At 67.4% G+C, this 25209-nt stretch carries 17 protein-coding genes; 4 read left to right on the top strand and 13 right to left on the bottom strand.

The genetic code is table 11. The features are described from left to right. Window positions 1–20: 20 nt before the first annotated feature. The 10 genes from selB to WC326_14345 form a co-directional block, all read right to left on the bottom strand. A complete protein-coding gene (selB, locus tag WC326_14390; GenBank protein MFA7332255.1) occupies window positions 21–1949 on the bottom strand; it encodes a selenocysteine-specific translation elongation factor in 1929 nt (642 codons plus the stop codon). Continuing rightward, window positions 1949–2716, bottom strand: coding sequence for a TerB family tellurite resistance protein (locus tag WC326_14385; protein ID MFA7332254.1), 768 nt, complete (start codon window positions 2714–2716; stop codon window positions 1949–1951). Before WC326_14385 ends, selB begins: the two co-directional genes overlap by 1 nt. An 890-nt stretch (window positions 2717–3606) precedes the next feature. Continuing rightward, entirely contained in the window at window positions 3607–5082 is a 1476-nt protein-coding gene (gene selA / locus WC326_14380) for an L-seryl-tRNA(Sec) selenium transferase (GenBank protein ID MFA7332253.1), read from the bottom strand. Window positions 5083–5113: 31 nt separating this feature from the next. Beyond that, on the bottom strand, window positions 5114–6697 hold the full coding sequence (locus tag WC326_14375) for a hypothetical protein (protein MFA7332252.1): 1584 nt from the start codon (window positions 6695–6697) through the stop codon (window positions 5114–5116). Further along, window positions 6697–7212, bottom strand: a complete 516-nt coding sequence (locus WC326_14370; protein MFA7332251.1) for a TlpA disulfide reductase family protein — start codon at window positions 7210–7212, stop codon at window positions 6697–6699. Before WC326_14370 ends, WC326_14375 begins: the two co-directional genes overlap by 1 nt. Window positions 7213–7219: 7 nt before the next feature. After that, on the bottom strand, window positions 7220–7981 hold the full coding sequence (locus tag WC326_14365; protein ID MFA7332250.1) for a hypothetical protein: 762 nt from the start codon (window positions 7979–7981) through the stop codon (window positions 7220–7222). 23 nt (window positions 7982–8004) lie between these two features. Beyond that, window positions 8005–9327, bottom strand: coding sequence for a redoxin domain-containing protein (locus WC326_14360; GenBank protein MFA7332249.1), 1323 nt, complete (start codon window positions 9325–9327; stop codon window positions 8005–8007). A 216-nt stretch (window positions 9328–9543) separates the two neighbouring features. After that, a complete protein-coding gene (locus WC326_14355; GenBank protein ID MFA7332248.1) occupies window positions 9544–10380 on the bottom strand; it encodes a hypothetical protein in 837 nt (278 codons plus the stop codon). 147 nt (window positions 10381–10527) lie between these two features. Beyond that, window positions 10528–10992, bottom strand: coding sequence for a MarR family winged helix-turn-helix transcriptional regulator (locus WC326_14350; protein MFA7332247.1), 465 nt, complete (start codon window positions 10990–10992; stop codon window positions 10528–10530). A 293-nt stretch (window positions 10993–11285) separates the two neighbouring features. Next, the gene (locus WC326_14345) at window positions 11286–12923 is read right to left on the bottom strand and encodes a DVUA0089 family protein (GenBank protein MFA7332246.1); all 1638 of its coding nucleotides are present in this window, start codon (window positions 12921–12923) and stop codon (window positions 11286–11288) included. Window positions 12924–13216: 293 nt separating this feature from the next. Between WC326_14345 and WC326_14340 the strand changes: the two genes are divergently transcribed. Continuing rightward, window positions 13217–14410 carry an aminotransferase class I/II-fold pyridoxal phosphate-dependent enzyme gene (locus WC326_14340; protein ID MFA7332245.1) on the top strand — a complete coding sequence of 398 codons (1194 nt, stop codon included), beginning with the start codon at window positions 13217–13219 and terminating at the stop codon, window positions 14408–14410. Between the two features lie 1469 nt (window positions 14411–15879). On the opposite strand, the gene WC326_14335 is transcribed toward WC326_14340, so the two are convergent. The 3 genes from WC326_14335 to WC326_14325 all read right to left on the bottom strand — a co-directional run bounded on the left by WC326_14335 (window position 15880) and on the right by WC326_14325 (window position 21642). Beyond that, entirely contained in the window at window positions 15880–19383 is a 3504-nt protein-coding gene (locus tag WC326_14335; GenBank protein ID MFA7332244.1) for a DUF4175 family protein, read from the bottom strand. A 247-nt stretch (window positions 19384–19630) separates the two neighbouring features. Further along, a complete protein-coding gene (locus WC326_14330; protein MFA7332243.1) occupies window positions 19631–20338 on the bottom strand; it encodes a DUF4159 domain-containing protein in 708 nt (235 codons plus the stop codon). Between the two features lie 2 nt (window positions 20339–20340). Continuing rightward, window positions 20341–21642 (bottom strand): peptidylprolyl isomerase, encoded by a 1302-nt coding sequence (locus WC326_14325; GenBank protein ID MFA7332242.1) that lies wholly within the window; start codon window positions 21640–21642, stop codon window positions 20341–20343. Window positions 21643–21842: 200 nt separating this feature from the next. Here WC326_14325 and WC326_14320 point away from each other — a divergent pair, with 200 nt between their 5' ends. The 3 genes from WC326_14320 to WC326_14310 are packed head-to-tail and all read left to right on the top strand — an operon-like array spanning window position 21843 to window position 25201. Continuing rightward, on the top strand, window positions 21843–22805 hold the full coding sequence (locus WC326_14320; GenBank protein ID MFA7332241.1) for an NAD-dependent epimerase/dehydratase family protein: 963 nt from the start codon (window positions 21843–21845) through the stop codon (window positions 22803–22805). Window positions 22806–22817: 12 nt separating this feature from the next. Beyond that, a complete protein-coding gene (locus tag WC326_14315; protein MFA7332240.1) occupies window positions 22818–24104 on the top strand; it encodes a glycosyltransferase in 1287 nt (428 codons plus the stop codon). Beyond that, a complete protein-coding gene (locus WC326_14310) occupies window positions 24101–25201 on the top strand; it encodes a glycosyltransferase family 4 protein (GenBank protein ID MFA7332239.1) in 1101 nt (366 codons plus the stop codon). Before WC326_14315 ends, WC326_14310 begins: the two co-directional genes overlap by 4 nt. Window positions 25202–25209: the final 8 nt, after the last annotated feature.

Here is a 25209-nt window from a genome sequence, read left to right as displayed (position 1 = left end):
GGGCTGGAATTGAGCCCGTTCTACAAGTCCCCCGCTCCGTCGGCCACGCTGCGGAAGTTACCGGCGCGCCGGGTGAGGCCCCGGGTGTCCAGGGCTTCAAGGTATGGAACCATGAAGCGCCGGCTGGCACTCAAGCGCGCGCCCGCCTGACTGACGGTGAAGCCCTCGGGCTGCTTGCGGCCCAGGGCCCGCAGCTCGGCCAGCGCCGCCAGATGCCGCGCGCGGGTCAGGAAGATCTGATCAGTGGCCTGCTCCACGCGGCCCTCCTGCAACGCCAGGGCCAGCAGGCGTTTGACTTCGGGCACGCCGCAGGCCAGAGCCTGGGCGAAATCCTCCAGCCGCGGCGCGCCGTAGCCCTGGCCCTCCAGCCAGTCCACCAGGGCATCCGTGCGTCGACGCAGCTCGGGCGAGAGGCGCGGCTCGTGGCCGGCCAGGCTGGCGCAGCGATTCTCGAGTTTGATCAGACCCTTTCCGCCCAGTTCCGCCAGCAGCGCGTCCAGCAGGGGCTGGGCGTGCGCCTGCCAGCCGGGCCGCGAGAACAGGTCCGCCCGCAACTGGGCCACAGGCTGCCCGGGCAGTTCCGGCGTGGCCTCGTGCAGCCGGCGCAGGCGCTCCAGCAGCCGCTCCCCCGCCTCCTGCCAGCGCGTGCTCAGCATCCAGTGCACGCGGCTGCCCCACTCGCAGCGCCGCACGCGCCCCTGGACGACCATGCGCTCCAGCTCCGGGCGCAGCTCGTCGGGCTCCGCGCCGGTGCGGGCGCGCAGCTCGCTCTCCTGCCAGAGCGGCTGCCAGGGATCGTCCAGCAGGCTCTCGAGCTGCTCGTCGAAACTGCCGTCGGTCAGGCGCTCCAGCCGGTCCACCACCTGCCCGGCGGAGGGCCGGTGCCGGCGCGGATTGGGATCCGCCACCACGCCGCCGCCGATGGTGGTCTGGGGCGAATAGCGGCGGATCACGAAGCGGTCGCCCAGCAGGGCGGCGGTCTCCTCCTCCAGCAGCAGCTGGGCGAAGCCCTCCTCGCCGGGTTCCAGGGCCTTGCGGCCCAGCAGCAGCACGCGGCCGATCAACTCCGCCGTGCCCAGGTGCACGCGCACGCGGTCGCGATGTTTGAGGCGGAGCTCGCCGGGCAGCACGCGCAGGCGCACGTCCAGCAGGCTGGTGGGTGTGAGCAGGCCGGGGGCCGCCACCCAGGAGCCGCGGCCCAGCTCCGTGCGGGCCAGGCCCTGCAGGTTGAGCGCCGCGCGGTCGCCCTGGCGGACCTGCTCCACGGCCTTGCCGTGCACCTGCAGACCGCGCACCCGGGCCTTCAGTCCGCCGGGCTGGATCTCCACCTCGTCGCCGCTCTTCAGGAAGCCCGCCAGCACCGTGCCGGTGAGCACCGTGCCGTGGCCCTTGACGTTGAAGACGCGGTCCACCACCTCGCGGAAGGCGCCCCGGCCCTCCCGGGGCGGCAGGGCGTGCAGGGCCGCGTCCAGCGCGCTGCGCAGCTCGTCGATGCCTCGCAGGGAGAGCGAATCCACCACGTGCACGGGCGCGTCCTCGAGGAAGGTGCCGCGCAGGAAGGTCTGCAGCTCGTCCTGGACCAGGGCCAGCCAGTCGGGTTCGGCCATCTCGGCCTTGGTGATCACCACCAGCCCGTGTTCCAGCCCCAGCAGGCCCAGGATGTCCATGTGCTCGCGGGTCTGGGGCATGATTCCGTCGTCGGCGGCCACCACCAGCAGGACGAAATCGATGGTGGCCACACCGCTGACCATGTTCTTGATGAAGCGCTCGTGCCCCGGCACGTCGATGATCGTCACGTCCTCGCCCAGGAAGGCGAAGCCCAGGTCGATGGTGATCTGGCGCTCGCGCTCCTCGCGCAGGGTGTCGGTGTCCATGCCGGTCAGGGCGCGCACCAGGCTGGTCTTGCCGTGGTCGATGTGGCCGGCGGTGCCGATGACGATGTGGGACATCAGAGGCCGCGCTCCTGCTTGATCTGGTCCCAGGCGCCCTGGATGGACTTGAACTTCTCCTCGGAGAAGCGCCGCAGGTCCTCGCCCAGGTGGGCCACGCGATCCGGGTGGAACTTCTTGGCCAGCGCGCGCCAGGCTTTCTTGAGTTCTTCGTCGCTGGCGCTCCGGGCGACTCCCAGCACCTCGTAGGGATCCGGCGCGGCCTGGGCCGGCGCGCTGGCTTGACCCGCCGCCCCGAACAGCGTGCGCAGGTCGGCCTCGCGGATGCCCAGGCGCTGGGCGATCTCGCGCACGGTGCGGGTCTCGGCGGGGTTGAGGATGCCGTCGGCGCGGGCCACGGCCACCAGCAACTGCAGCAGTTCCAGGCGTTCGGGATAGCCCAGGTGCATGCCGATCTGCGCGCAGAGCGGACCCACGTCCACCTGCTGCTCCAGCAGCTGCTTGAGCACCTGCATCAGGTCGGCCGCGTCGTGCGGGAAGGTGCGCTGGACGAAGTCGCGAACCTGCTGCACCTCGGCGCTGCGCACGGTGCCGTCGGCCTTGATGACGTGGGCGCAGAGCGCCAGCAGGGCCAGCACGAAGTTGCCCGCCGGGTTGGCGCTGAAGCGCGGGTCGCTGCGCGTCCAGCCCCGGTGCCGGTAGTAGTCCTCGGGGATCTCGCGGGTCTCGCCACGCTGGTCGAAGGCGTTGCCGATGATGCCGCCCAACAGGGCGCCCAGGGGTCCGAACACGGCCCACCCCAGCCCGCCGCCGACTAGTTTTCCCATCCAGGCCATCAGAATCCTCGCGCTGGGAGGCGCAGCGCAGCGCCTCTTTTCATTCCGCACTTTTCAGCGGTCGTTTTGACCTTCGCTCAGGCTCCCCTTCCCCCTGCAGGGGGAAGGTCGGGATGGGGGTTCACCGCATCCCTGTCACCTGCCGGGTGCCTTGATTTCCACCTTTCTGCTTGCGCCAGAAAGGTGGAGCCAAAGAGGCGCTTTTTCTCACCCGCCAGAGTCAGCCCGCCTCCCGGCGGGCTTCCGCTGGCGGCAGCGGCTCCTTCCTGTCTCCAGGTAGTTGGTTCGCGCTTCGCGCTTCACCCATTTTCTGGTTCAGCCCTTCCGGGCTTCACCTCACTCATCCAACTCGTCATCCCCCGGCTTGACCGGGGGATCCCATCACCTCACTTGCATCCTGGAAACTGCCGGGTTGCCTTGATTTCCACCTTTCTGCTGGCGCCAGAAAGGTGGAGCCAAAGAAGCGCTCTTTCTCAGCGGCCAGAGTCAGGCCACCTCGCGGTGGCCTTCCGCTGGCCGGCGGTTGGACTTCCTGTGTCCATGTAGTTGGTTCCGCCTGACGGCGTCACCACCTGGTTCTGGTTCAGCCCTGCGGGCTTCACCTCAAGCATCCCTGACACCTTTGCCTGTGCGACCCCTTCCCCTGCGAAGTGGGGAAGGGATGGGATGGGGGGGAAGAAACCTAAGGTCAAGCGCCTCTGGCAGCCCAGCTAGAACTCTGTGCCTGTGTGCCTCAGTGGTAATGAGCCACAAGCGGCCCTCCCCTCATGTGACACAAATCATCTTCGAGACTTCGTGACTTCGTGTTCAAATGGACTCTCGGTCGATCCAGCTCACAACCCAGGCTGAGTCCAATAAAAACTCTGTGTCTCTGTGGTGATTCATATCAATCCCAGCGCCCGGCGCACGGCGGCAGCCAGCTCGGGGATCTCCTCCTCGGCCACGGCCTTGACATCCAGCAGCAGTTCCTGCGCCCGGACCTGGCCCACCACGGCGGGCGTGCCGCGGCGCAGACGGTCGTGCAGGCGGTGGGCGCCGCCCCGGAGGGGCCGCAGGGCCACGGCCGCGCTGGGCAGATCCTGGCCGGGCAGCGCGCCGGATCCCGTCCGTCCGGTGCTGTCTGATTCCCTCAATTCCAGCCCCGCCGCCTCGGCCGCACGCTCCCAGCCGGCCGCCACCGCGGGGGCGCCCAGTTCGCGCAGCAGGGCTTCGAACAGCCCGCCCGCCCGCCGGCGCACGGCGTCCCGCCCCTCGTTGCAGGCGGCCCAGACCGGCAGGTCGGCTGGCCGCTCGCCGCCGGGGGCCAGATAGAGTTCCAGCACGGCCTCCAGCGCCGCCAGCGTCAGTTTGTCGCAGCGGAAGGCCCGCATCATGGGATGCGCGGCCAGTTTGCGGATCAGCTCCGCGCGCCCCAGCAGCAGGCCCGCCTGGGGCCCGCCCAGCAGCTTGTCGCCGCTGAAGCAGACCAGATCCGCCCCCGCGGCCAGGGAGGCGGTCACCAGCGGCTCCGGCTCCGGCACGCCGGGAAAGTCCACCAGGGCGCCGGATCCTAGGTCGTCCAGCAAGAGCAGGCCCCGGGCGTGGGCCAGTTGCGCCAGCTCCTCCAGCGTGGGCTCGGCCGTGAAGCCGCTCACCCGGAAGTTGCTGGGATGCACGCGCAAGAGGGCCGCCGTGCGCGGCCCGATGACCTGGGCGTAGTCCTCGCAGTGCGTGCGGTTGGTGCAGCCCACCTCCACCAGCCGCGCGCCGCTCTGGCGGATCACCTCGGGAATGCGGAAGCCGCCGCCGATCTCCACCTGCTGCCCGCGGGAGACGATCACCTCGCGCCGGGCGCAGAGGGCGCGCAGCATCAGGTGCACGGCCGCGGCGTTGTTGTTCACGGCCAGGGCGGCCTCCGCCCCGGTGAGCAGGCGCAGCAGCCGGGCCACCCGCTCCTCGCGCCGGCCGCGCTTGCCGTCCTCCAGCTGGAACTCCAGGTCCACCGCGCCGGTCAGGATCTCCTGCACGCGCGCGCGGGCCGCCTGCGGCAGCACGGCGCGCCCCAGGCCCGTGTGCAGCACCACGCCGCTGGCGTTGATCACGCGCCGCATGCGGCCGTCCAGCAGGCGCGCCGCCCGCCGGGCCGCCCCGGCCGCCAGTTCGGCCGCAGAGCCCGCCTGGCCGCGGGTCCCGGCCAGCAGCTCCGCGCGCCAGGTCTCCAGTTCCTCGCGGGCCAGGATCGCCAGCGTCTCGCGGCGCAGGCGGTCCTCCCAGGCCTGCAGCGCCGGCTCGCGCAGCAGGCGGTCCACTGCCGGCAGGCCGGAGAGCAGACGGCGGGTGTCCGCCCCGCCGTCCGGTGTCGTGTGCTGTGGGTTCACCATGTCATCCCGGGTCTGGCCGCCGGGCCCCCTAGAACTTGCTGGCCAGCGTGAGCTTGACCCCGTCGAAGGGCGCCACGATCCGGCAATTGCCGTTGCTGCAAACCTGTCCGCCACGCAAGCGGCCGGCGAACACGGTCAGCGTGTGGTTCACGGCAGCCGGGAAGTGGAAGTCCGTCCGCAGCTCGCCGGAACCCATCCAGTCCTGGCGGGACGTGCTGTGCTCGTCGTAGTCCGCCGTCAGGTTGAGGGACCAGGCCGGTGAGGGAAAGAGCTCGGTCCAGAGCAGCAGGCCCGTGCTGCGCTCGTCCAGCGTGAGTTCCTCCTTGCCCAGCAGCTCCGCTGCGATCTCCAGCGAACGCACCAGCGGCGCGGGGGTCAGCAGCGCGACGCTCACGCCCGTGCGCCGGAACCAGGAGGCGGTGCTCAGGGGCTCCTGTCCGTCAGGCAGCCAGCCGTTGGTCTCCTCGGTGTAGGCCACTCCCAACTCCAGGTGCCGCTCGGGACTGAACTCCATCAACCAGCCCGCCGTGTACTCCTGGTAGCCGTTCTGGGCCTCTTCGAGGACAGGCAACAGGTTGCCGTCGATGTGCGAGGCCCAGGCCGCGCTGGCGCGCAGGGTGTGTCCGCCTTCCCAGGAGCGTGAGACGTCCACCTGCAAACCCGTCTCGTCCTCGTTGGCGAACACGCGGTGCGTGCTGCGGGCGATCAGCCGGGTGGGGATCTCGCGCTGCACAGTGGGCGCGCTGTTGAGGTAGAGGGTCTGGCGCGCGAAACGGTAGTACTTGTATTCCGTCAGGACGGTCCAGCCCAGCAGCGGCGCGCTGGCCGTGGCGTAGGTGGCCAGGCCGCCGGCGCCCGCGTTGCGCGCTTCCGTGTCCAGCTGGTGCTGATCCACGTGATTGAGTGAGAACTCGGCCGGTCCCACGCGGAGCGTGGCGTAGGCCTCGCGGCTCACCAGGTCCAGGGTGGGCGCCACGCCGATGCGAATGTCGTCGTTCTGCGGGATGCCCGTGGCGCGCACCAGGCTGCCACCCAGGCTGCCCCAGCCGCGCGTCCACTCCACGTTGCCGCCGGCCAGCTTGCCCACGTAGTCCGTGTTTCCCCAGAGACCTTTCAGCGTCCAATCTCCGCGCAGGGCCTCCACCAGCACGCCGTCCCCGCCGTTGTCCCAGCTGGCGGGCAGCTCTTCGCGCGCGTTGCCGATCAGGCGCGGATTGACCAGCGCCTCGTCGCGGTAGAGGGAGAGCGCCAGACCGTTGCCGAAGGTGGTCCAGAAGTCGCCCAGCTGCACGTTGACGGGGCCGTTCCATTCCAGGCTGCGGCGGATCAGGGCCAGCTGGCGGATTTCCGCGTCGCCCGTGCGGGGCGGGGAGTCGGGAAACTCCGTCGGCCAGGCGGCCAGACTGGCCAGGTTGAGCCGGAAGGCCCCGCCGCTCAGGTCCAGGTCGAGGGTCTCCTCGAAGTAGCGGCGATCCGTCTCCTGGAGGGTGATTTCGTCCAGCGCCGTGCCCGTGCCGTAGCGCAGCGTGTTCAGGCCGGAGACGTTGAGATCCGCGGCGCCCAGGGGGGCGAGCAGGCCCGCAACGAGAATCAGCCCCAGTGCGCGGCGCATCAATGCTTGGCACCGGTCTGGGCGGCCTTGAGCAGCCGGTCCACTTCCTGCTTGAGGACCTTCTCGTCGCCGGGCTTGTAGCCGCTGTGGGAGTAGAGGATTTCACCCTTGCTGCCCACCAGCAGCGTGTAGGGCGGGTTGCCGCCCTTGAGTTTCTTCATGGTCTGGCCGTTGGGATCCATCAGCACAGGCATGTTCCAGCCCTTGCTGGTGACGTAGGGCTTGACCTGCTTCTGGCTGCGCGGACTGTCCACGGTGATCAGCACCAGTTGCAGCTTCTGGTCCTGGAACTCCTTCACCAGCTCCACCAGATGGGGGATCTCCTTCTTGCAGGGTTCGCAGTAGGTGGCCCAGAAGGAAATCAGCACGGGACCCTGGGCGCAGAGCGCGGCCAGGTCCACGGTCTTGCCGTTCAGGTCGCGCAGGCGGAAGGCGGCCGTCTCGGCAGCCCCGGCGCTTCCGGCGGTCAGCAGCAGGCCCAGCAGAGTCAGCAGAAGCGAAGCACGGCGCAGCATGGCAACCTCACTTGATCAGGGTCAGGGGGGCGCTGAGGGAGGAATCCTCCGTCCGCACGCAATAGGTGTAGCGGCCGCTGGGCAGCCCGCTGCCGTCGAACAGCGCCTCGTGGCGGCCCGCGGGCAGCGAGCCCAGCAGCGGCGTGCCCACCAGCCGGCCGTTCAGGTCGTAGACGTCCACGCGCACCGCACCCGCCCGCTCCAGGTGGAAGGGGATGTGGGCCAGGGGATTGAAGGGATTCGGCCAGGCCGCCTGCAGTTCCAGATCGGTAGGCCACTCCGCTAGGCCCGAGTCCTGCTCCACGGTAACGTTCAGCACCTGATGGACGACGGTCTCCGGACAGAACTCCCGGGTCAGGGTCAGCTCCAGTTCGGCCGAACCGAAGATGATGGCGTAGAATTCCACGTCGTAGAGCGAGCCGTCCTCGCTGTAGAGCGTGTCGTGGATGCTGAACTCGGTCTCCCAGGGCTGGATGGGCCGGCACTGGGCGTGGGGATCGGTGGCCGGATCCTCGCACCACTGGTAGCGCCAGTCCCCGATGGCCGGGCCGCTGTTCTTGACCAGGTGGACGAAGAGCAGTTCGTCCAGGATGTTGGGATTGTAGGCCTCGTAGTAGAACTTCCGCGAGACGGGATTCGCCAGGGAGATCTCCGGCACCTGGATGGTGTAGGAGAGCGTGTCCGGCACCGTCAGGTCCATGCACTGGGCCTGGGCCGGACGGGAGGCGGCCAGCCAGATGCCCAGCGCCGCCAGCCAGATGAATCTCATGGGTCCTTCCTTTCCAATTGGCCCTACTCGGGCAGCAGCTCCAGCAACAGGCTCTCCAGGGCTTCCTCGCTCAGTCCGCCGCGCACCGAGTGGATGCGCCCGTCGGGCAGGATGAGGAAGTTGGTGGGGAAGGCGCCCACCTGCGCCATCTGCGCCACCGGCGGGCTGCCCGTGTCCCGCAGGAAAATGAAGTCGAAGTCGGGGAAGAGCGCCGCGTCGTCGGAGGGATAGGGATCCATCGCCACCACGCGGAAGCCCCGGTCGTAGTACTCGTCCAGCAGGTTCTGGAAGCCGGGCATCTCCAGCTGGCAGTTGACGCAGGTGATGTACCAGAAGGTCATCAGCACCGTGCGGCCGCGCAGCTGGCGCAGGCTGTACTCGCCGATGGGCGCGGTCTGGCCCGGCACCACCTGCTCCAGGGTGAAGTCCGGGAAGAGCTGGTCCGCCAGGTAGCCTTCCGGGTTGGCGATCCACTCGAACCCGGCGTCCTCGCCGCAGAAGCCGTCCAGGGTGAAGAAGGCCGGGTTGGGCCGGAAGCCCTGCCGCCAGGCGCTGACGAAGAAGTCCTGGGCGGGAGCATTCAACCAGTCCCAGTACGGACCCACCGACTGGCCGTTCACCACGAGGTCCGCGTCCGGGGCAATGGCGTCGGCGCTGGTCAGGATGGCGGGCAGATCCAGCAGCAGGTCCTCGGTCGGGGCGTCGAGGAAGCTGAAGGTCCGGCTGCCGCGCGTGCAGGTCTCGTTGCGGGATTCCAGCAGGTGCGAGGTCCCGGCGCTGAAGTGCACGGTGGCCGGCGAATCCTGGGGCCAGCGCACGCCGTCCAGCCAGAGCGGCATGCCGGTGAGTTCGTCGCCATCGGAGAGGGTGCGCACCATCACGGAGAGGGTGGAATCCGTCCGCGCCGTCAGCCGCAGCACGTGGGTCTGGCGCGGCGCGGCGCTGCTGAGCGAGAAGTGCAGGGGTTCCGCGTCGAACCAGAGGTCGGCATCCGTGGGCGTGAAACTGAGGGTCAGCGCGCTGTCCAGCGGCAGGCCCGTCACCACCACCAGCGAGTCCGTGCCGGAGTAGGGGATGCTGGGCGGGTTGTGCCCGGCGATGTCCAGGGTGCCGGAGACGGCCTCGTGGGCGTCCGCCAGGTTCTCCGCCCGGAAAACCAGGGTGCCCGTCTCGTGGTGCTCGTCCACTTCCTCGATGGCGCAACCCGACCAGAGCAGGGCCACGCAGCAGAGCAGAATGGGAATGGCTTTCATGGGGGGAAAGTAAGGAAGGCCTCGGGGGCCGGCAAGGAACGCGGGGCGGGCACGGCCCGTCCGGGTTTGGGTGCGGCTGAGTGCGGTCTGCATGGGGCCTCCTTCCGATCGAGATTCCCCCAGCAAATCGCGCACCTGTTTTCGACGCGCCGCCGCGCCTTGACTTCGCCCTGGATGACCGGGCGGATTCGTTCGCCTCTGAGACCCGTTGTCAAGGAAGCGCACCAGCTGTGAGCCCTTTCGATACATGACAAGGGGCGGCGCCGACCCACGTCGACCCGCCCCAGGAAGGTCCAACTGCGGTTGGGCTTAGTTGCTCAGTTCGCCAGTCACGGGATTCAGCAGCCAGGCCGCGTTCCCGTAGCTCAGGTTGCCGCCGTCCTCGCCGAACACGACGGTGAAGTCGCGGTGGATGGCCCGGCCGTTGCGCACGGCGTCGTAAACCACGTGCAGGGTGCCGGCCACGGGAACCCGGCGCTCGGCGCGCCGCAGGATCAGCAGGTCCGTGCCCTCCACCTGCAGCGTGTACTCGTAGCTCACGTCGACGACCTCGCCGTTGGGGCGCACGCGATGGATCACGCTTTCGCCCTCCTCCGCGTGCGTGCCGTTCACCAGCGAGCCGGGCTCCGCGTCATGCAGGCTGCTCAAAGCCCAGACGCCGCTGCCGCTCTTGGCGCCCTCCCGGCGCTGGTTCCAGCTGCTGCCGGCGAAGGTCCGGGTGAAATCCAGGCTGCGGATCGTGCTATCGCCACGCTGGACCACGCACTCGCCCAGTTCGTCCATGAAGTGCAGGGTGCGGGTCTGGCTCCAGCTGAAGCCCGCGTGCTCGGACTCGCCGGCGCGAGCCCGGCTGATGGTCCAGAGACAGGCGCTGGAGTCGAACACGGCCTCGTCCAAGTCGCGGTCCTTGCCGCCCAGGAGGCTGCCGGCGGCGTCCGCGCTGCCTTCCACGTCGCTGTCCAGGGTGGATTCGAGGGATTCCAGCAGGCCGCCGGATTGCAGGGCCACGGACTCGCCCACGATCACGGCCGCGTCCTCGGTCTGCTCGGACAGGGTCAGGTCTTCGGTGCTGTTGACGTTGTTGTCGTCGTCCCCGCAGCCCAGGGCCAGGGTCAGCAGGGCGAGGGGAATCCAGGCTTGTCGCATGATGTCCTCCAGTTGTGTTGCCGGCTGAAACGGCAACGGCGGGGCATTATTTCCCCGCCATCGAAGATGGCCTGTCGCAAGCGCCAGCGCTGTCCATCGGAATCGGGTCGCGGCCCGGCGTGGCCAGGAGCTTCAGCCGGCCACGAATCAGCCGGCCAGTTCCTCTTCACGGCCGCGCGGCACCTCGCTGGCAAAGCCCAGGGTGTCCGCCACCAGCCGCATGTGTTCCAGCAGATCCTCTTCGCGCGGGGCGTCGGGGTTGCGGAACACCTTTTCGATGCGATGGATCTCGTCCACCAGCAGGTTGCGCAGAAAGCGCGCGCCGTCGGGGGTCAGGCGCAACAGGCTGTAGCGCCGGTCGCTGCCCTCGTGCCGGCTGATCAGGCCACGCTCCACCAGCTCCTGGACCAGGGGGCTGATGCGACCCTTCTGCAGCCCCGTGCACTCGGTGAGGGTGCTGACGCAGGTGAAGGGAGAATAGCTGGTGAGGATGAGAATCTTGAGCGCCGTGGCCGGCAGGTTCTCCTGCTTGGCCAGCGCGGTGATCCGGGAGGTGACGCCGCAGGTCAGTTTCAGGACCTGTTCCAGCATGCTCCATTCGCGGTTTTCCATGGACGGCCTCAATGCGACTGCGTTTTCATAATGATCACCAATGAGTCGCAGACTCGCAAGCATTACTGTTAAAGTATAGATTTTGTTTTCCTATTCCATGTTAGGCTATCTCATTCATTATCAATCTGTTGCTGTGAATTAGTGCGGATGGGATGGGCTCAGGAAGCGAATCGTCAAGAAAAAGCTGTTAGCACCTGGAAGGGGCCAGTGGCCGCCGGGCGGGGGCAGCCATCGGCCATGAAAAAGCCCCCGGCCGCAAGGCCGGGGGCTTCGTAGCTCAAAGAGGGTCTGGCTTACTTGACCAGGACCATCTTCTGGGTCTGGCTCTGGCCGTTGAACTGCAGGGTGTAGAAGTACACGCCCGTGCTCAGCTGGCTGCCGTCGAAGGTCACCTGATGGTCGCCGCGGGCGCTCAGGCCGTTGACGAGGGTGGCCACTTCGCGGCCGGCGGTGTCGTAGACCTTCAGGCTGGCGAAACCGGACTCAGGCAGCGTGAAGCTGATGGTGGTCGCCGGGTTGAAGGGGTTCGGCACGTTCTGGGACAGGGCGAAGCTGACCGGCTGGTCGCCAGCTTCCACCGGCGGGCAGAGGTCTTCGTACCAGATGCTGACGTGCACCAGGTCACAGCAAGCGGCCGGGGCGTCGATCACGAAGGTGGTCTGGTCCGTGCCGGCGTTGTTGTAGTTGGAGGGATAGAGACCCGTGGAGGCGTCCAGGGCGAAGTAACCCAACAGGGCGCCGTTCTGGGCCACGCCCACCAGAGGCGTGCAGGTGTCGGTGTAGGCCGGGGTGACGCGCATCTGCATGGCGTAGCAACCGGTCAGGGGCTGGTAGACGTTGAACCAATATTCGCCGCCGTCCAGGTCCAGGATGCAATGACCGTTGCTGAAGCAGCCGGGGCCGGCCGCGATCATGCTGCAATAGTCGCACAGGCTGACCGCGGTGGTGAAGGCATTGGCCTCACCCACGAAGGAGCTGAAGTTGGTCTCGTCGATCACGACGTCGGGCGTGGTGACCGCATTGGTCTCCCAGCAGCAGACGGCGCAGTCCAGGGTCAGCAGGTACGGGCCCGGGGCGCTCCACTCGGTGTTGACTTCCACGATATAGAAGCCGGGGGTCATGCAGCTCAGCAGCAGCTGGCTGTCGTAGCCCGTGCCGCTGTCGTCGTCTTCGGCGATCAGCACGGTGCAGTCTTCGTTGTAGACGCGGATGTAGGGATCCAGGCCATAACCGAAGGGCGCGCGGCCGTTGGTGTCGTTGCCGTAGACGTTCAGGGTCATGGTGGTCATGGGGGCGGTCACGGTGAACCAGAAGTAGTCGTGATCGTCGTTGTCGGCGATCTCGCCGCAATAGACCTGGCCGCAGTCGATGGAGTGGGCGTAGTCGCCGCAACCGAACTCATTGGCCTCGTTGTAGGGCAGCGAGTTGGGCGGGCAGGCGAAGGGCGTGAACTCGCAGCAGGTGAAGTCGATGGTGACGTCGCCCGTGCCGCTGGAGTAGTCCGTGACGTAGATGTAGTAGCCCTGGCCCGCGACGAAATTGAAGTCCGTGCAGTTCAGGTAGGTCTTCCACCCCTGGGTGCTGTCGCCGTCGCGATAGAAGGCCTGGGTGAGGGCGCCGCAGGTGCCGGTGTAGATGTAGAGGTCGGAGTCGATGGTCGTGGTCGCGAAGCGAGTCTCCATCGTCAGGCCCAAGCCGGTGCCCACGTAGTAGAACCACTCGCCGCCGCCGGCGGGAATGGTGTACGTGTTGGGACCGAAGTCGCAGTCGATGACCGTGGCGTCTTCGCAGGTCAGCGAGCGGCTCATGTCCAGACCCGGCATCGGGCGCTTGGCCGCGTCCATCTGCTGGGCATCGGTGACCGTCGCGGCCATGCCGGCGCTCGCCAGCAGGCCCAACAGGCTCACACTACACAATAGGTTGCGCTTCATCGGGTGCTCCTTCTTAACAGGTTGTCGAGGTTGATAGCAGTTTTAGGCTCTCCGAAGACGGCAATCCTTGTGCCAAACCTGTTAGGAACCGAAGAGGATTGACTGGCTTGGACTTCGATCTGGGCTGTCCAGTATGCAGTTGTGCCATTCCGTTCAAGCCGCCGGAAATCGAACAGAGCGTGCGGCCACCCAAACCGCTCCCACAAAATGTTCCGGGCCGGTCCGAATGGTATCTTGTGGACAGACGAACAAGCATCCGGCTGGGGAAACCCGCCGCCCATCAAGAGGTTCGCATGTCCATCCAAGCCGCCAAGCGCACCCATCATATCCGCTACGCCGTGCGGGACATCATCCTGATCGCCGACGAGGCCCGCCGCCGGGGCCGCGATCTGCTCTATTTGAACATCGGCGACCCCAATCCCTACCAGTTCCGCACACCCGAGCACATCCTCGAGGCGACGATCAAGGCCATGCGGGACAACCTGAACGGCTACAGCCCCAGTTCAGGCATCCCGGAAGCCGTGGCCGCCATCCGGCGCGACGCCGAGCGCCGCGGGCTCAAGAACATCCAGGACGTGTTCATTGGAACCGGGGCCTCGGAAACCATCGAGATCGCGCTCTCCGCCCTGGTGGACCGCGGGGACAACGTGCTGCTGCCGTTCCCGGGCTATCCGCTCTACACGGCGCTGACCGCCAAGCTGGAATGCGAGGGCCGGCCGTATTTCCTGGACGAGGCCAACGGCTGGCAGCCGGATCTGGCGGACATGGCCGCGCGCATCGACGAACACACCCGGGCCATCGTGCTGATCAACCCCAACAATCCCACCGGCGGCGTCTGGAGCCGAGAGACCCTGCTGCAGATCATCGAGCTATGCCGCCAGCACAATCTGGTGCTGCTCTCCGACGAGATCTACGACCGGCTGATCTACAACGGTCAGGAACACGTGCCCACGGCGTCTCTAGCCGACGACATCTGCATCCTCACCTTCAACGGCCTCTCCAAGAACTGGGTGGCGCCGGGCTTCCGGCTGGGCTGGTGCATCGTATCCGGGCCGGACAAGCTGATCGAGGATTACCTGGAGGCCATGCTCAAGCTGACCCGGGCCCGCCTCTGCGCCAACCACCCGGAGCAGCACGCCATCCGCGTGGCGCTGGAGGGCGACCAAAGCCACATCCAGTCGATGAATGAAATTCTCAAGCGCCGGGCCGAACTGGCCGGCCGCATGCTGAACCAGGTGGAGGGGATGTCGCTGGTCCCCCCCAGCGGAGCGTTTTACGCCTATCCCTCCCTTTACGTTGAAGGGGACGACAGCGACTTCGTCCGCCAACTGATCCTCGACACCGGCGTGGTGGTGGTGCCGGGCTCCGGTTTCGGTCAGCGGCCCGGGACCAGCCACTTCCGCCTGGTCACCCTGCCGGATGACGAGACGCTGCGCAAGGCCTTCGAACGCATTGGCGACTTCGTCACGGCCTGGCGCGCACGCTGAACGCCGCGGCCACGCGACACCTCAGGCGCCCCGGCTCCAAGCTGAGGCGCTTTGTCTTTCCTGGACTTGGCCGCCCCATTCACGAGCCCGAGTTGTTCAATTCTGAGCAGAGCCGTCGGGAGTTGAACAGCCCAGCGGGATTGACGCGAGGTCCAGAATAGGCAAGGGCTTGGCTCTCAACAGGGTCACAAACTGACGTTGACTGGCACGGCTCTTGCGCAGATTTATCCCCGAGGGCTGGGTCCTTCAGAAAAGAATGGTTCCGGGTGCTGAATGGAAAAGATTTTCGAAGTCCACAGCTTCGATCTGGGTAATTCGCCCGCCGTTAGGCAGATGGCGCGTCGGGTTGCCTTTCATTCCAATCTCCTCATTTCCTCACCCGTATTTCTGATTTTGCTATTGGTTCTCTGTCTGTTCGGCATGTAACCGGAACCAAGCCGCTATCTTTTTCTGAAGGGCCCGTCCTCGTTGTAAAATCAGAAATGATTCGTTTCCGCATATCCATTTTTTCGCCCTGGCGTCAACACCAGGGCTGATGTGCGTATGGGACTGAGGCTTTTTCCTGACCAAACAAGCATTAGCCGTTCAGGGGCCGATTCTTGTTCAAGCTGTTCGAAACCGGGCGTGCGTAGCGGCCGAGCACCGGGAGTCAGTGGATCCACTTGCCTGATCAGGGGTTACGCGGCAAGTTGGGGATGCTGATACGAGCAGGGAGCAAGATAGGCGACCGATCCTGGACAGCGAGCAAAATCAGAACACGTTCGGGCTTGCTTGAGCGTGCGAGGAAGTGCTTGTTAGTCTTATCGTTACAAGAAGCCCATTCGACTCGAACTCTTGGCACGTGGGTTGCTCAGAGTTCCAGCGAATGGGTTTCTTGTTGAGAAGGGTTTTCGACGGATACCCCCTACGGAAGGCAACACCCCCATGTTGTTTTCTGCTCGAACACCCCCTTCTCGACACCACCGTTTGATTTTGCTAATTCACCGTCCGTCGGTGACCCGCCGCTATCAACAAGGAATCCTTCAGGAACGGGGCCTCCCAGGCCCCGTTTTCCGTTTCCCTCAAGCCACATGAACCACGAAGTGCGGGAAGAAGAACGAAGCGCACGAAGACTTGGAAGATGGATTGGGGAGAACTGTCCGTGAGAGCGGGGCTTGATTCCAAGCCAGTGGGAAGCTGGTTCCTCTCTTCTTCCCTACTCCTCTTCCCGCTCTTCGTTCGCCTTTGTGTCCTTCGTGGTGAACGTGGCCCCGACGCAGAAACCAAGCCCACCACGAAGTGCGGGAAGAAGAACGAAGCGCACGAAGCTCTTGGGAGATGGGTTTGGGCGTCAGGGTGAGGAGGGCGACGCTCGTGTCCAAGCCAGTGGGCAGCTTGTTCTCTTCACTTCTCTTCTAATCCTGCGTTCCTCTTCCCGCACCTTGTTGGCCTTCGTGCCCTTCGGGGTGAACGTGGCCTCGACGTAGAAATCACGGCCTGGCGGGCGGGGCGCTCGACTCCTCCAGGGCGCGGAAGTAGTCGCGGATCAGTTCCTGCATCTCCGGGCGGTAGCCCCCCTGCAGGGCGCGCTGCAGGTCGCGCTCCAGGGCCCGCTCGCGCTGCAGCTCCACCGGCGGCGGGGCCGCGGCGCGCAGGGGCTGGGCGCTGCGGCTCTCGCGCTTCTTCTCTTCATCCTGGCGGCGCACGCTGCGCTGGGCGTCCAACAACCGGCTGACAATCCGTTCCTGGAGCTTCTGCGTGCGCTCGGTGTAGGTGTGGGCGGCCAGATCCTTCTCCACTTCCTTCATGTCGGCGGCGGTCTGTCCCAGGTCGCCCAGCTGGGGCTTGCCCTTGTCCCCCAGCTTCTCTTGCATGGATTCCAGGCTCTCGCGGATGCTGCCCTGCTCGCCCTTGGCCTCGCCGAAGGAGATGGACATGGGCTTGTTGGATTGGCCGGGCTTCATGCTCATCAAGTTGTTGCACTGCCCGTTGAGGCACTGCTGACGGCTGGCGGCCTGGGCCATCTTCTCCATCATCTCCTGCAGGCCGCTGGAGGAGCTGGAGCTGGCCATCTGGCGCTCGGCCTCCTTGAGTAGCAGGATGGTCAGGTTGACCCGGGCCATGGCGTCCGGCGAGAGGGAGCCCAGCCGGCCGGTCTGGCGCTCGTGGAAGCCCGCCAGCATCTCGTCCAGGCTGCGGTCGGCCAGACCCAGCTCCGTCAGGGCGCCGGTGGGGATGTGCAGGCTCTTGCGGGTCAGTTCGTAGACGCCCCGGGCGGCGGCGCGCACGCCCAGTTGGTTCTCCAGGGTCTCCTCGGCCAGCCCGGGCAGCTGGGCGCTGCGGCTGTTCAGCCCGCTCAACCTCTCGCTGATCGTCTCCTGGCGCTGGCTGATCACCAGCAGTTCCTGGCAGAGGCGCTCGATCTCCTTGCCCAGCTCGGCCATGGACTGCTGACGCGACTGCTGCAGGGCCTGCTGGAGCTGCTCGGCCAACTCGTTCAGGTCCTGGTCCATGCTTTCCTGACTCTCCGAAGAGGGTGACTGGCCGCCTTCCAACTGCTGCTGCATCTCGCCCAGTCGCGGGGGGATCTTCTTGCCCTTCAATTGCTGACGCGCCTGATCGATGGATTCGTGCGGGAAGGTGGAGCGCTCGCCGAACTCGTCCTGCAGGGATTCCAGCTCCTGGGCCAGCTGCTCGGCGTCCTCCCGGCGGGCCGCCTCCTCGGCGCTCTTGGACTGGGGCTTCTCCCCCTGCCGCAGGGATTCCTGCAGCTGGCGCTGCTGCTCCAGCAGGGCCTCCGCCCGCCGGGCCAGCTCCTCCAGCCGCTGCTCGAGTTTCATCTGTTCCAGCACGGCCAGGAAGCGGTCCAGCTGCTGCTCCATCTTGCGCAGCACCTCCTCCATGTCCGCCTGGGGCCGTTGGGCGGGCTGAGGGCCGGGATTCTGCAGAGCCTGTTCGGCGGCCTTGCGCAGCTTCTCCAGCAGCTCGGGACTCATCACCTCGTTCAGCAGGTTCTTCAACTGCTCGAGCTTGTTGCGCAGCTCTTCCGAGAGCAGATTGCGCGAGTCCAGCTTCTGCTGGGTGGCGTCCAGTTTGGCGGCCAGCTCGCCGGCGCGCTGGGCCACCTGCTCCTGCTCGCGCACGACCTCCTTCAGGCGCTGCTGGCGCTCCCAGGTCAGCTCCGGATCCCGCCGCAACTCCTCCTTCAGCTCCTCCAGGCGCTTGGTGTTCTCCCGGGCCTGCTGCAGCACCTCCGCCGCCTCCTGCTCGATGTCCTGCTCGTCCTGGCGGGTCTCGGCGAACAGCTCCTCCAGCCCGGGCATGCGGAAGCGATAGAGCGGGCTGCGCACGACCTTGGGCCCGTTCCAGCCGTCGTTGTCCCAGAGTTCGAAGAAAAAGACCAGCTCGTCGTCGGGCAACAGCTGCAGAGCGGCGAGATCCCAGCGCTCCTCCAGCGCGGCGCGGCGCAGTGCGGGCGCGTCCGCCGCCGCCCCGCCGTCCTGGAGCGCGTTCAGCGCCAGGGTGCGCCGGCCCCAGTCGCGCGGAATGGAGTCCAGCGTGGCGGGATCCGGCGGGGGCGTCAGTTCGCGCAGGTTGCGCGAGAGCACTTTCCAGGCCAGACGCAGCGGGCCGAAGCCGTAGTCGTCCTCGGCCAGCAGGGCCAAATCCAGGGCCAGGCTGGGATCCAGCCGGCCCTCCGTCTCCCGCGGGGCCAGCACGCGCAGCCGCGGCGGCTGGTCGGGCAGGGCCTCGAGCACGTGGACCAGGGGCTGGGGATTCGGCAGACCCTGGTCGTCCTCCAGGCGCAGGGACCAGCGCAGGGAGCGGGTCACGCTCCAGGCGCCGCGGGCGCCGCCGCGCTCCAGGGCCAGGGAGTGGCGGACCGGCGCGCGGGTGGAGTCCGTCCGCTCCTCCTGCAGCCAGACGCGGCGCAGACCGTCCTGCGACCAGGCCGCCAGTTCCAGGCGGCTGCCCACCGGGGCGCTGAAATCCGCCGCGTCGCCGGGCAGGTCGCGGACGGGCAGGCCCGTGTAGGCGGGCGGGTGCAGGCGCAGGCCCAGGCTGTCCAACCGGGGCGGGCGCAGCCAGACGACCTCAATCGGCGCACTCTCCAGCCGGCGCACTTGGCCCAGCTGCTCCTCCAGCGCGGAGGCGCGCAGCGTCCAGGAGCCGCGCGGCGCCAGCCCGGCCAGGGTGGCGCGACCCAGCCGCAGGGGCAGGCGCCAGACGGCATCCTCCCCGCGGGCGGAGCCGGCCTCCAGCCCAACAGCCTGCAGCTCGATCTCGGAGGGCAGGGCCGCGCCTTGGGCCTCCACGCGCAGGTCCAGGCTCTGGCCTTCCAGCACGCGGCCCGGCTGGGTGGAATCCGGCCAGGCCACGCTGATCTTCAGGGAGAAGAGCGGCGCGCCGCGGAAATCCCGGGCGGGATCCCAGAGCCGCGCAGCCGCCAGCCGGGCGGACTCGCCCCCCAGCAGGAACAGCGCCAGGGCCAGCAGCCAGGCCCCCGCGCCCCAGGCCAGGGCCCGTCGGCGTGGCGCCACGGGCAGCACGCTGCGGGGGTCGAGGGATTCCAGCCGCGGCAGCACCAGATCCAGGCTGGCCGCCACCAGACCCGGGTCGGAGCGGCCCGGGGAGCGGCGCTCCTCCTCCATCACCTGCAGGCCGTTGAGCAGGCGGTCGCGGATCTCGTCGTCACCGCGCCCCAGCAGCAGGGCTGTCTCGCGCTCGCCGGGGAGGGCCGCACGCCAGAAGAGGCCGCGCAGGATCAGTCCCAGCGCGCCGAGACCCCAGAGAGCGAGGCTGAGCAGGAGGCCGGCGCGCAGGCCGGCGCGGCCGGAGGCGGCGTGGTCGCCCAGGTGCTCGGCCAGCACGAAGCCCCAGGCCAGCCAGGGCGGCAGCAGGCTCCACCAGAGCAGGCCCGTCTGGGCGCGCAGGCCGCGAATCCGTTGCCGGGTCCGCTGCACGTGTCCCCAAGCCAGTCCGTAGCCGTCCATGACGCTGCCCTTCCTCCCCGGATCAGCGACCCGGGGTCCCTAGTGGACTGATTCCCGTGATCTGTCAGATGCTGTTTGCTGCTTCTGAGAGAAGTGAGTTGGTTCCATCTTTGACGCAAACCCTACGGGAAGTGCCCACGCCGCCCATTGCTGCGTTGCAGCCCCTTGGCGTAGCCCCGCTACGCCTGCGGCGCTGCGCCTTGCACTGGACGGTGTGGACGCATCATCATCCGACATCTCACGAGAATCAGTCCACTTGTCCGGCCCGAGGCAACCGGTCGGGGCCGGCGCCCAGGGCGTGCACGATCAGGTTGGTGCCCATCTCAAGCGCCTTGCGACGCAGCTCCGGCGGATCCTGGTGCACGTCGGGATCCTCCCAGCCGTCCCCCAGGTCGCACTCCCAGTCGTAGAAGACGGCCAGCCGGCCGTCGATGAAGATCCCCCAGCCCCGCGGCGGCTTGCCGTCGTGTTCGTGGATCTTCGGCAAGCCCTGCGGAAACGGAAACCACGCGTGATACAGCGGGTGGTCGAAGGGCACCTCCACCAGCTCGTATTCGGGCAGCACGCGCTTGATCTCGCGGCGGAAGTGGGCGTCCAGGCCGTAGTTGTCGTCGGCGTGCAGGAAGCCCCCGCCCAGCAGCCAGGCCCGCAGGCGCTCGGCCTGGGCCGGGCTGAAGGAGAGGCGCCCGTGGCCCGTCAGATAGAGGTAGGAACACGAGAAGAGCTCGGGATCCTCCGGCTCCACCACCCGCTCCTTCTCCTCCATGGGCAGGCCCGTCTGCTCGCGCACGAAGCGCAGCAGGTTGGGCAGGCTGCTGGGATTGGCGTACCAGTCCCCGCCGCCGTCGTACTTCAGGCGCGCCAGCGGAATCGTCCCCTGGGCCGGCGCGGACACCGTGATCAGCAGCGCCAGGACCAGCGCGGCCAGCATCCGCGCGCCACGTGGCGCGCTCACTCTCAATCCACCACCTGGATGTAGACCCGCTCCCGCAACTGGGTGGCCCACTCCTTCAGCAGCCGCTGCTTCTTGAAGTTCAGCGCCATGATCTCCAGCTGGCTCCAGTCGGCGTCCAGGTTGGGCTGGCGGGCCGGGCGGCGCTCCTGCAGACGGACGATCTGCACGCCCTCCTTGCCCTCCACCTCCCCGCGCAGGGGCCGGCTCAGCTCGTTCTCCTTCAGGTCCCGCACGCGCGAGCGCAGCAGGGGCTGCAACTGCTCCAGCTCGAGCCAGCCCAGGTCGCCGCCGTTCTGGCGCGTCAGGGCATGATCCGTGTAGCGCGTGGCCAGCTGGGCGAAATCCGCCCCGCCCTGGAGCGCGCTGTAGAGCGAGTCCGCGCGGTCGTAGATCAGCTGCCGGTCCTCCGCCGTGGGCTCCAGCTTGATCAGGATATGGCTGGTCTCGATGTACTCGCCCTCCCGGGCGTCCAGCCGAATCAGGTGCCAGCCGTACTCCGAGCGCACGGGCGGCGCCAGCTCGCCGGGATTGAGCCGGTAGGCGGCCTCTTCATAGGGGCGCACGAGGTTGCCGCGCTTGGTGCGGCCGATGGAGCCCGCCGCGGCCGCGCTGCCCGGATCCTGGCTGAAGGCGGCGGCCAGCTCGCCCAGGCGGGCGGGATCGGCGCTCAGCAGGGCGTGCAGGCTGTCGGCCAGGGCGCGGGCACGGGCCTCGCTGGCCGGCGAGGTCTTCCAGGTCAGGAAGATGTGGGAGAGGCGGACGGATTCGCCCACCTGGGGCAGGCTGTCCTGCCAGGCGCTGAAGAACTCCTCCACTTCCTGGCGGGTCACTTCCACCTTGCCCAGCTTGCGACGCTGGGCCTCCTCCACGTAGATCCGCTCGCGCATGCCGCTTTCCAGCGTGTGACGAATGGCCTTGGCGGGCTGGCCCATCATCTCCTCCAGCCGGCGCTCGCTGCCCACCTGGCGCAGGATCTCGTCCATCCGGTCCTGGACGCGGCGCTCCACGTCCTTGTCCGTGACCACGATGTTGGTGTCCTGGCGGGCCACGGCGTAGAGGACCTTGTTGTCGATCATCGCCTGGACCAGGTCGAACTTGACTTCCTCGAGCCGCTCGCCGCCCAAGGTGGCCGGATCCAGCTTGTTCTCCATCAGGTAGCGCTGCAGTTCCTGGCCCACCTCGCTCTCGAGGATCACGGCCTCGTCCACCACCACCAGCACGCGGTCAAGGGTCTCCTGGGCGGCCAGGGGCCGCAGGAACAGACAGGCCAGCAGACAGGCCGGCAGGATGCGCATCCAGCTCATGATTCTCCCGTGGTTCACCGGCCCAGGCCGGGTTCGGTTCGGCGGCACAACCTAACAAAGCAGGGCTGGGGAGGGACGGGCGCGGGGATTTGCGGCGATCCAGCGCCGATCTCTACTTTGCGCCCTGCCTGCGGCGCGTGACCGCACCGATTCAGCAAGGGGACCACTGCATGAGCCCTTCGACGCCGCAGGAGTTCTTCATGGACCGGGAGGTCCTGGTCACCGGCGGCGCCGGGGCCATCGGCTCCAATCTGGTGGCCGCCTTGCTGGCCCGCCAGGCCGGGCGCGTCAGCGTGCTGGATGACCTGAGTTCCGCGGTTCCCTGGAATCTGCCCGTGGATCCGCGCGTGAATTTCATCCGCGGCAGCATCTGCGACCCCGCCGCCCGGGAGCTGGCCTTCAACGCCCGGCCGACGGTCGTGTTCCACCTGGCGGCCTTTTTTGCCAACCAGAACTCAGTGGACCATCCCGAGGACGACCTGGAGGTCAACGGCCGGGGCTGCCTGGCCCTGTTGCGCGACTGCCAGCGCCTGGGCGTGGAGCGGGTGGTCTACGCCTCCACCAGCGCCATCGACGACGGTCTCGAAGCCGGCACCGCGCCGGGTCGGGTGGAATTGCTGCTCAAGACACCCTACCAGATCACCAAGGCCCTGGGCGAGTTCTACGGCTACTACTTCCACCGCGAGCAGGGGCTCTCGTTCAGCACGGTGCGGATCTTCAACAGCTACGGCCCCGGCGAACTGCCCGGCCCCTACCGCAACGTGATCCCGAACTTCATTCACCGCGCCCTGCGCGGGCTGCCGTTGCCCGTGATCGGGGACGGCTCCAGCAGCCGCGACTACACCTACGTGGGCGACATCGTGGCCGGTTTCCTCGCCGCCGCCGCGCGACCCGACCTGGCCGGGCGCTGCCTGCGCTTGTCCAGCGGGGTCAGCACCTCGGCCCTGGAACTGGCCCAGACCATCAACCGCCTGACCGGCAACCCGGCCGGCATCTCCCAGATGCCCGTCCGCTCCTGGGAGACCCTGCACCGCCACTTCGTGCCGGGCAGCCCGGAGCTGCCCGAGTGGCGGGCCACGGTGGATCTGGAAACGGGCCTGTCAAAAACCGTGAATTGGTTCCGCAGTCATCAGGATCGCATCGACGCAGCCCTGGGGGCCTGAGAGGTGAATCCCGTGGAGCGGCCCCGCATCCTGCTCATCTCGTACTTCTTCTATCCGTTCAATGGGTGTGGGAGCGCCATCCGCGCCATCAAGCTGGCCAAGTACCTGCGCCGCGAGGGTTGGGACGTACACGTCCTGTGCGGGGGCTGGGAGTCCGAGGCGGGCGATCCGTCCTATGCGCCGGATGTGCAGGGCTTGCACCTGCACGTGGCCAACCCGCATCCCGCGCCGCCCACGGTGGAAGACAACACCGCCCGGCCCGGCCACCTGCGCCTGGCGGGCCGGCTGCTGCGCAGCATCCTGCCCTTCCCGGACAACCGCTTCCGCTACCTTCCGCGCATGGCCGCGGAGGCCCGCCGGCTGATCCACGAACACGATCTGCAGATTGTCCTGGTCACCCTGCCGCCCAGCTCCACAGGTCTGCTAATCCCAATGCTGCGTAGACATTTTCCCAAGCTGCCAATGGTGCTGGAGTTTCGCGACATGTGGGCGCTGGACCCCATCGCCACGCCCAAACACTCATGGTTTCGCTGGTGCCAGAAGCGGCTGGAGCGCTGGACGCTCAACCAGTGCGACCTGGTGGTGAGTTGCACGCCGGGGATGACGGCCTGGGTGAAGCGGCAGTTGCGCCGACCGGAGCGGGGCCGGACCATTCTCTCGGGCTACGACGAGGATGACTTCGCTTTCGAACCACTGCCGCGGGAACCGGACCGCTGCCTGATCTCCTACGCAGGCAGCACAGGGGGTGTGGCCGGCCCGCGCACGCTGGAGTACATCGACGGCGCCCTGTCGCGCGTGTTCGCCGCCCAGCCCGGGCTGCGCCGGGAGCTGGTGGTGGAGATCATCGGCCACTGCGACGCCGGCACCCTGCGGCAGATCGCCGGCTTCGCCAACCGGGAGAGCTTCCGCCTGCTGGGCTTCCTACCGCACGATCGCTCTTTGCAGGAATTGAGCCGCGCCGACATCCTCCTGCTCAACCTGTTCGATGCGCCGGGCATCGAGATCGTCTATCCGGGCAAGACCTGGGAATACATGCGGCTGGGGCAGCCCTTGTGGGTCGCCTCGCCGCCGGGCATCCTCAAGGAACTGGTGACCCGGACGCACAGGCTGGGCGAGTGGGCAGAGTTCACAGATCCGGAGGGGATCGCCGCGGCGCTGCTGCGCCTGCTGGAGAAGCGTCACGATTGCGCCGCCCACTACGAGATCGGACCCGGGCACTATGCGCAATACTCATGCGAGCGGCTGTTCCACGAATACGCGGAAGTCCTGCGGAGCCTGATCGTGGACCGCCGACCGTGACCCACATCGTGCATGTGGGCTGCTGGCCACCTCCCTTGGGCGGCGTTTCCGTGCATGTGATGCGCCTGACCTTCCATCAGGCGGGCCAGGGCAACCACGTGCGCGTGTACAACGAGTCCCCGGACTCGGCCGAACCGAGCGAGTTGATTCTGCCCCGTATGTCCTGGGGTCGCTTATGCCTGCATCTCCTGTGTCACCCCCCCGACGTGTTACACGTGCACAGTACCAACTTGAAGTTCCGCGCCCTGCTCTGGCTCTTCCAGCTGCGCGGCTGCCTCGTTGTCGCGACTCTGCATACCGCCGAACCCCATGAGCAGTTCGGACCCGTGGGATCCTGGCTCGCCCGTCTGGTGATCTGGAACCTGCGCCGGGTTCAAGCGCTGGTCCTGGTGGGCAAAGGCGCGAGAGAGGCGTTGCTGCCCCAGTTGGGCTGCAGGCCCAACCAGCATCTGATCCATCCCTGGGTCACGCCGCCTCCCGGTACCGGCCAGGCAAGCCTGCCAGCAGAGGTGAGGTCCTTCGTCGCCAGGGGCGGACCGTTGCTTGTCGCAAACGGCGCCGTGCGTCTAAGACCAGTAGGCGATCTTTACGGCTTCGACCAGCTGCTGGCCGCCATGCGCCTGCTGGTGGAACGAGGTTCGCCCGCAAAGCTGCTACTCTACATCACTTCCATCAGCAGCCAGACCCCCGAGGAGAGGGCCCACTACATCAAGTTGAAAAGGGAGTGCGAGGACCCGACCCTTCGCGAGCGGGTGCTTTGGCATGAATCACTGCATGATGAGTTCGTCCCGGCCATCGCGGCCTCCGACCTCGTTCTGAGGACCACCCGGTTCGAGAGCTTCGGCCTGACCGTGGTGGAGGCCCTTGCCCTGGGTAAACCCGTGCTCGCCAGCGACGCCGCGCCGCGCCAACCGGGGGCGCTGCTGTATCACAGTGGGGATGTCGTTGACCTGGCGGATAAAATCCAAGCCGTGTTAGAGGGCCGCCTGCGGCCTCCGGCGAATGTACCGCCATGTCCTGGATCAGAGTCCGAGCTGGACCAGCTCTACCTGCGCCTCCTGTCAGGCAGCGGCAAGCTTCTTGGCAAATCAGCCTGACCCATCCA

The organism is Candidatus Delongbacteria bacterium, assembly GCA_041675285.1.
Lineage (GTDB): Bacteria > CAIWAD01 > CAIWAD01 > CAIWAD01 > CAIWAD01 > CAIWAD01.
This window is presented reverse-complemented; position numbering and strand designations above follow the sequence as displayed.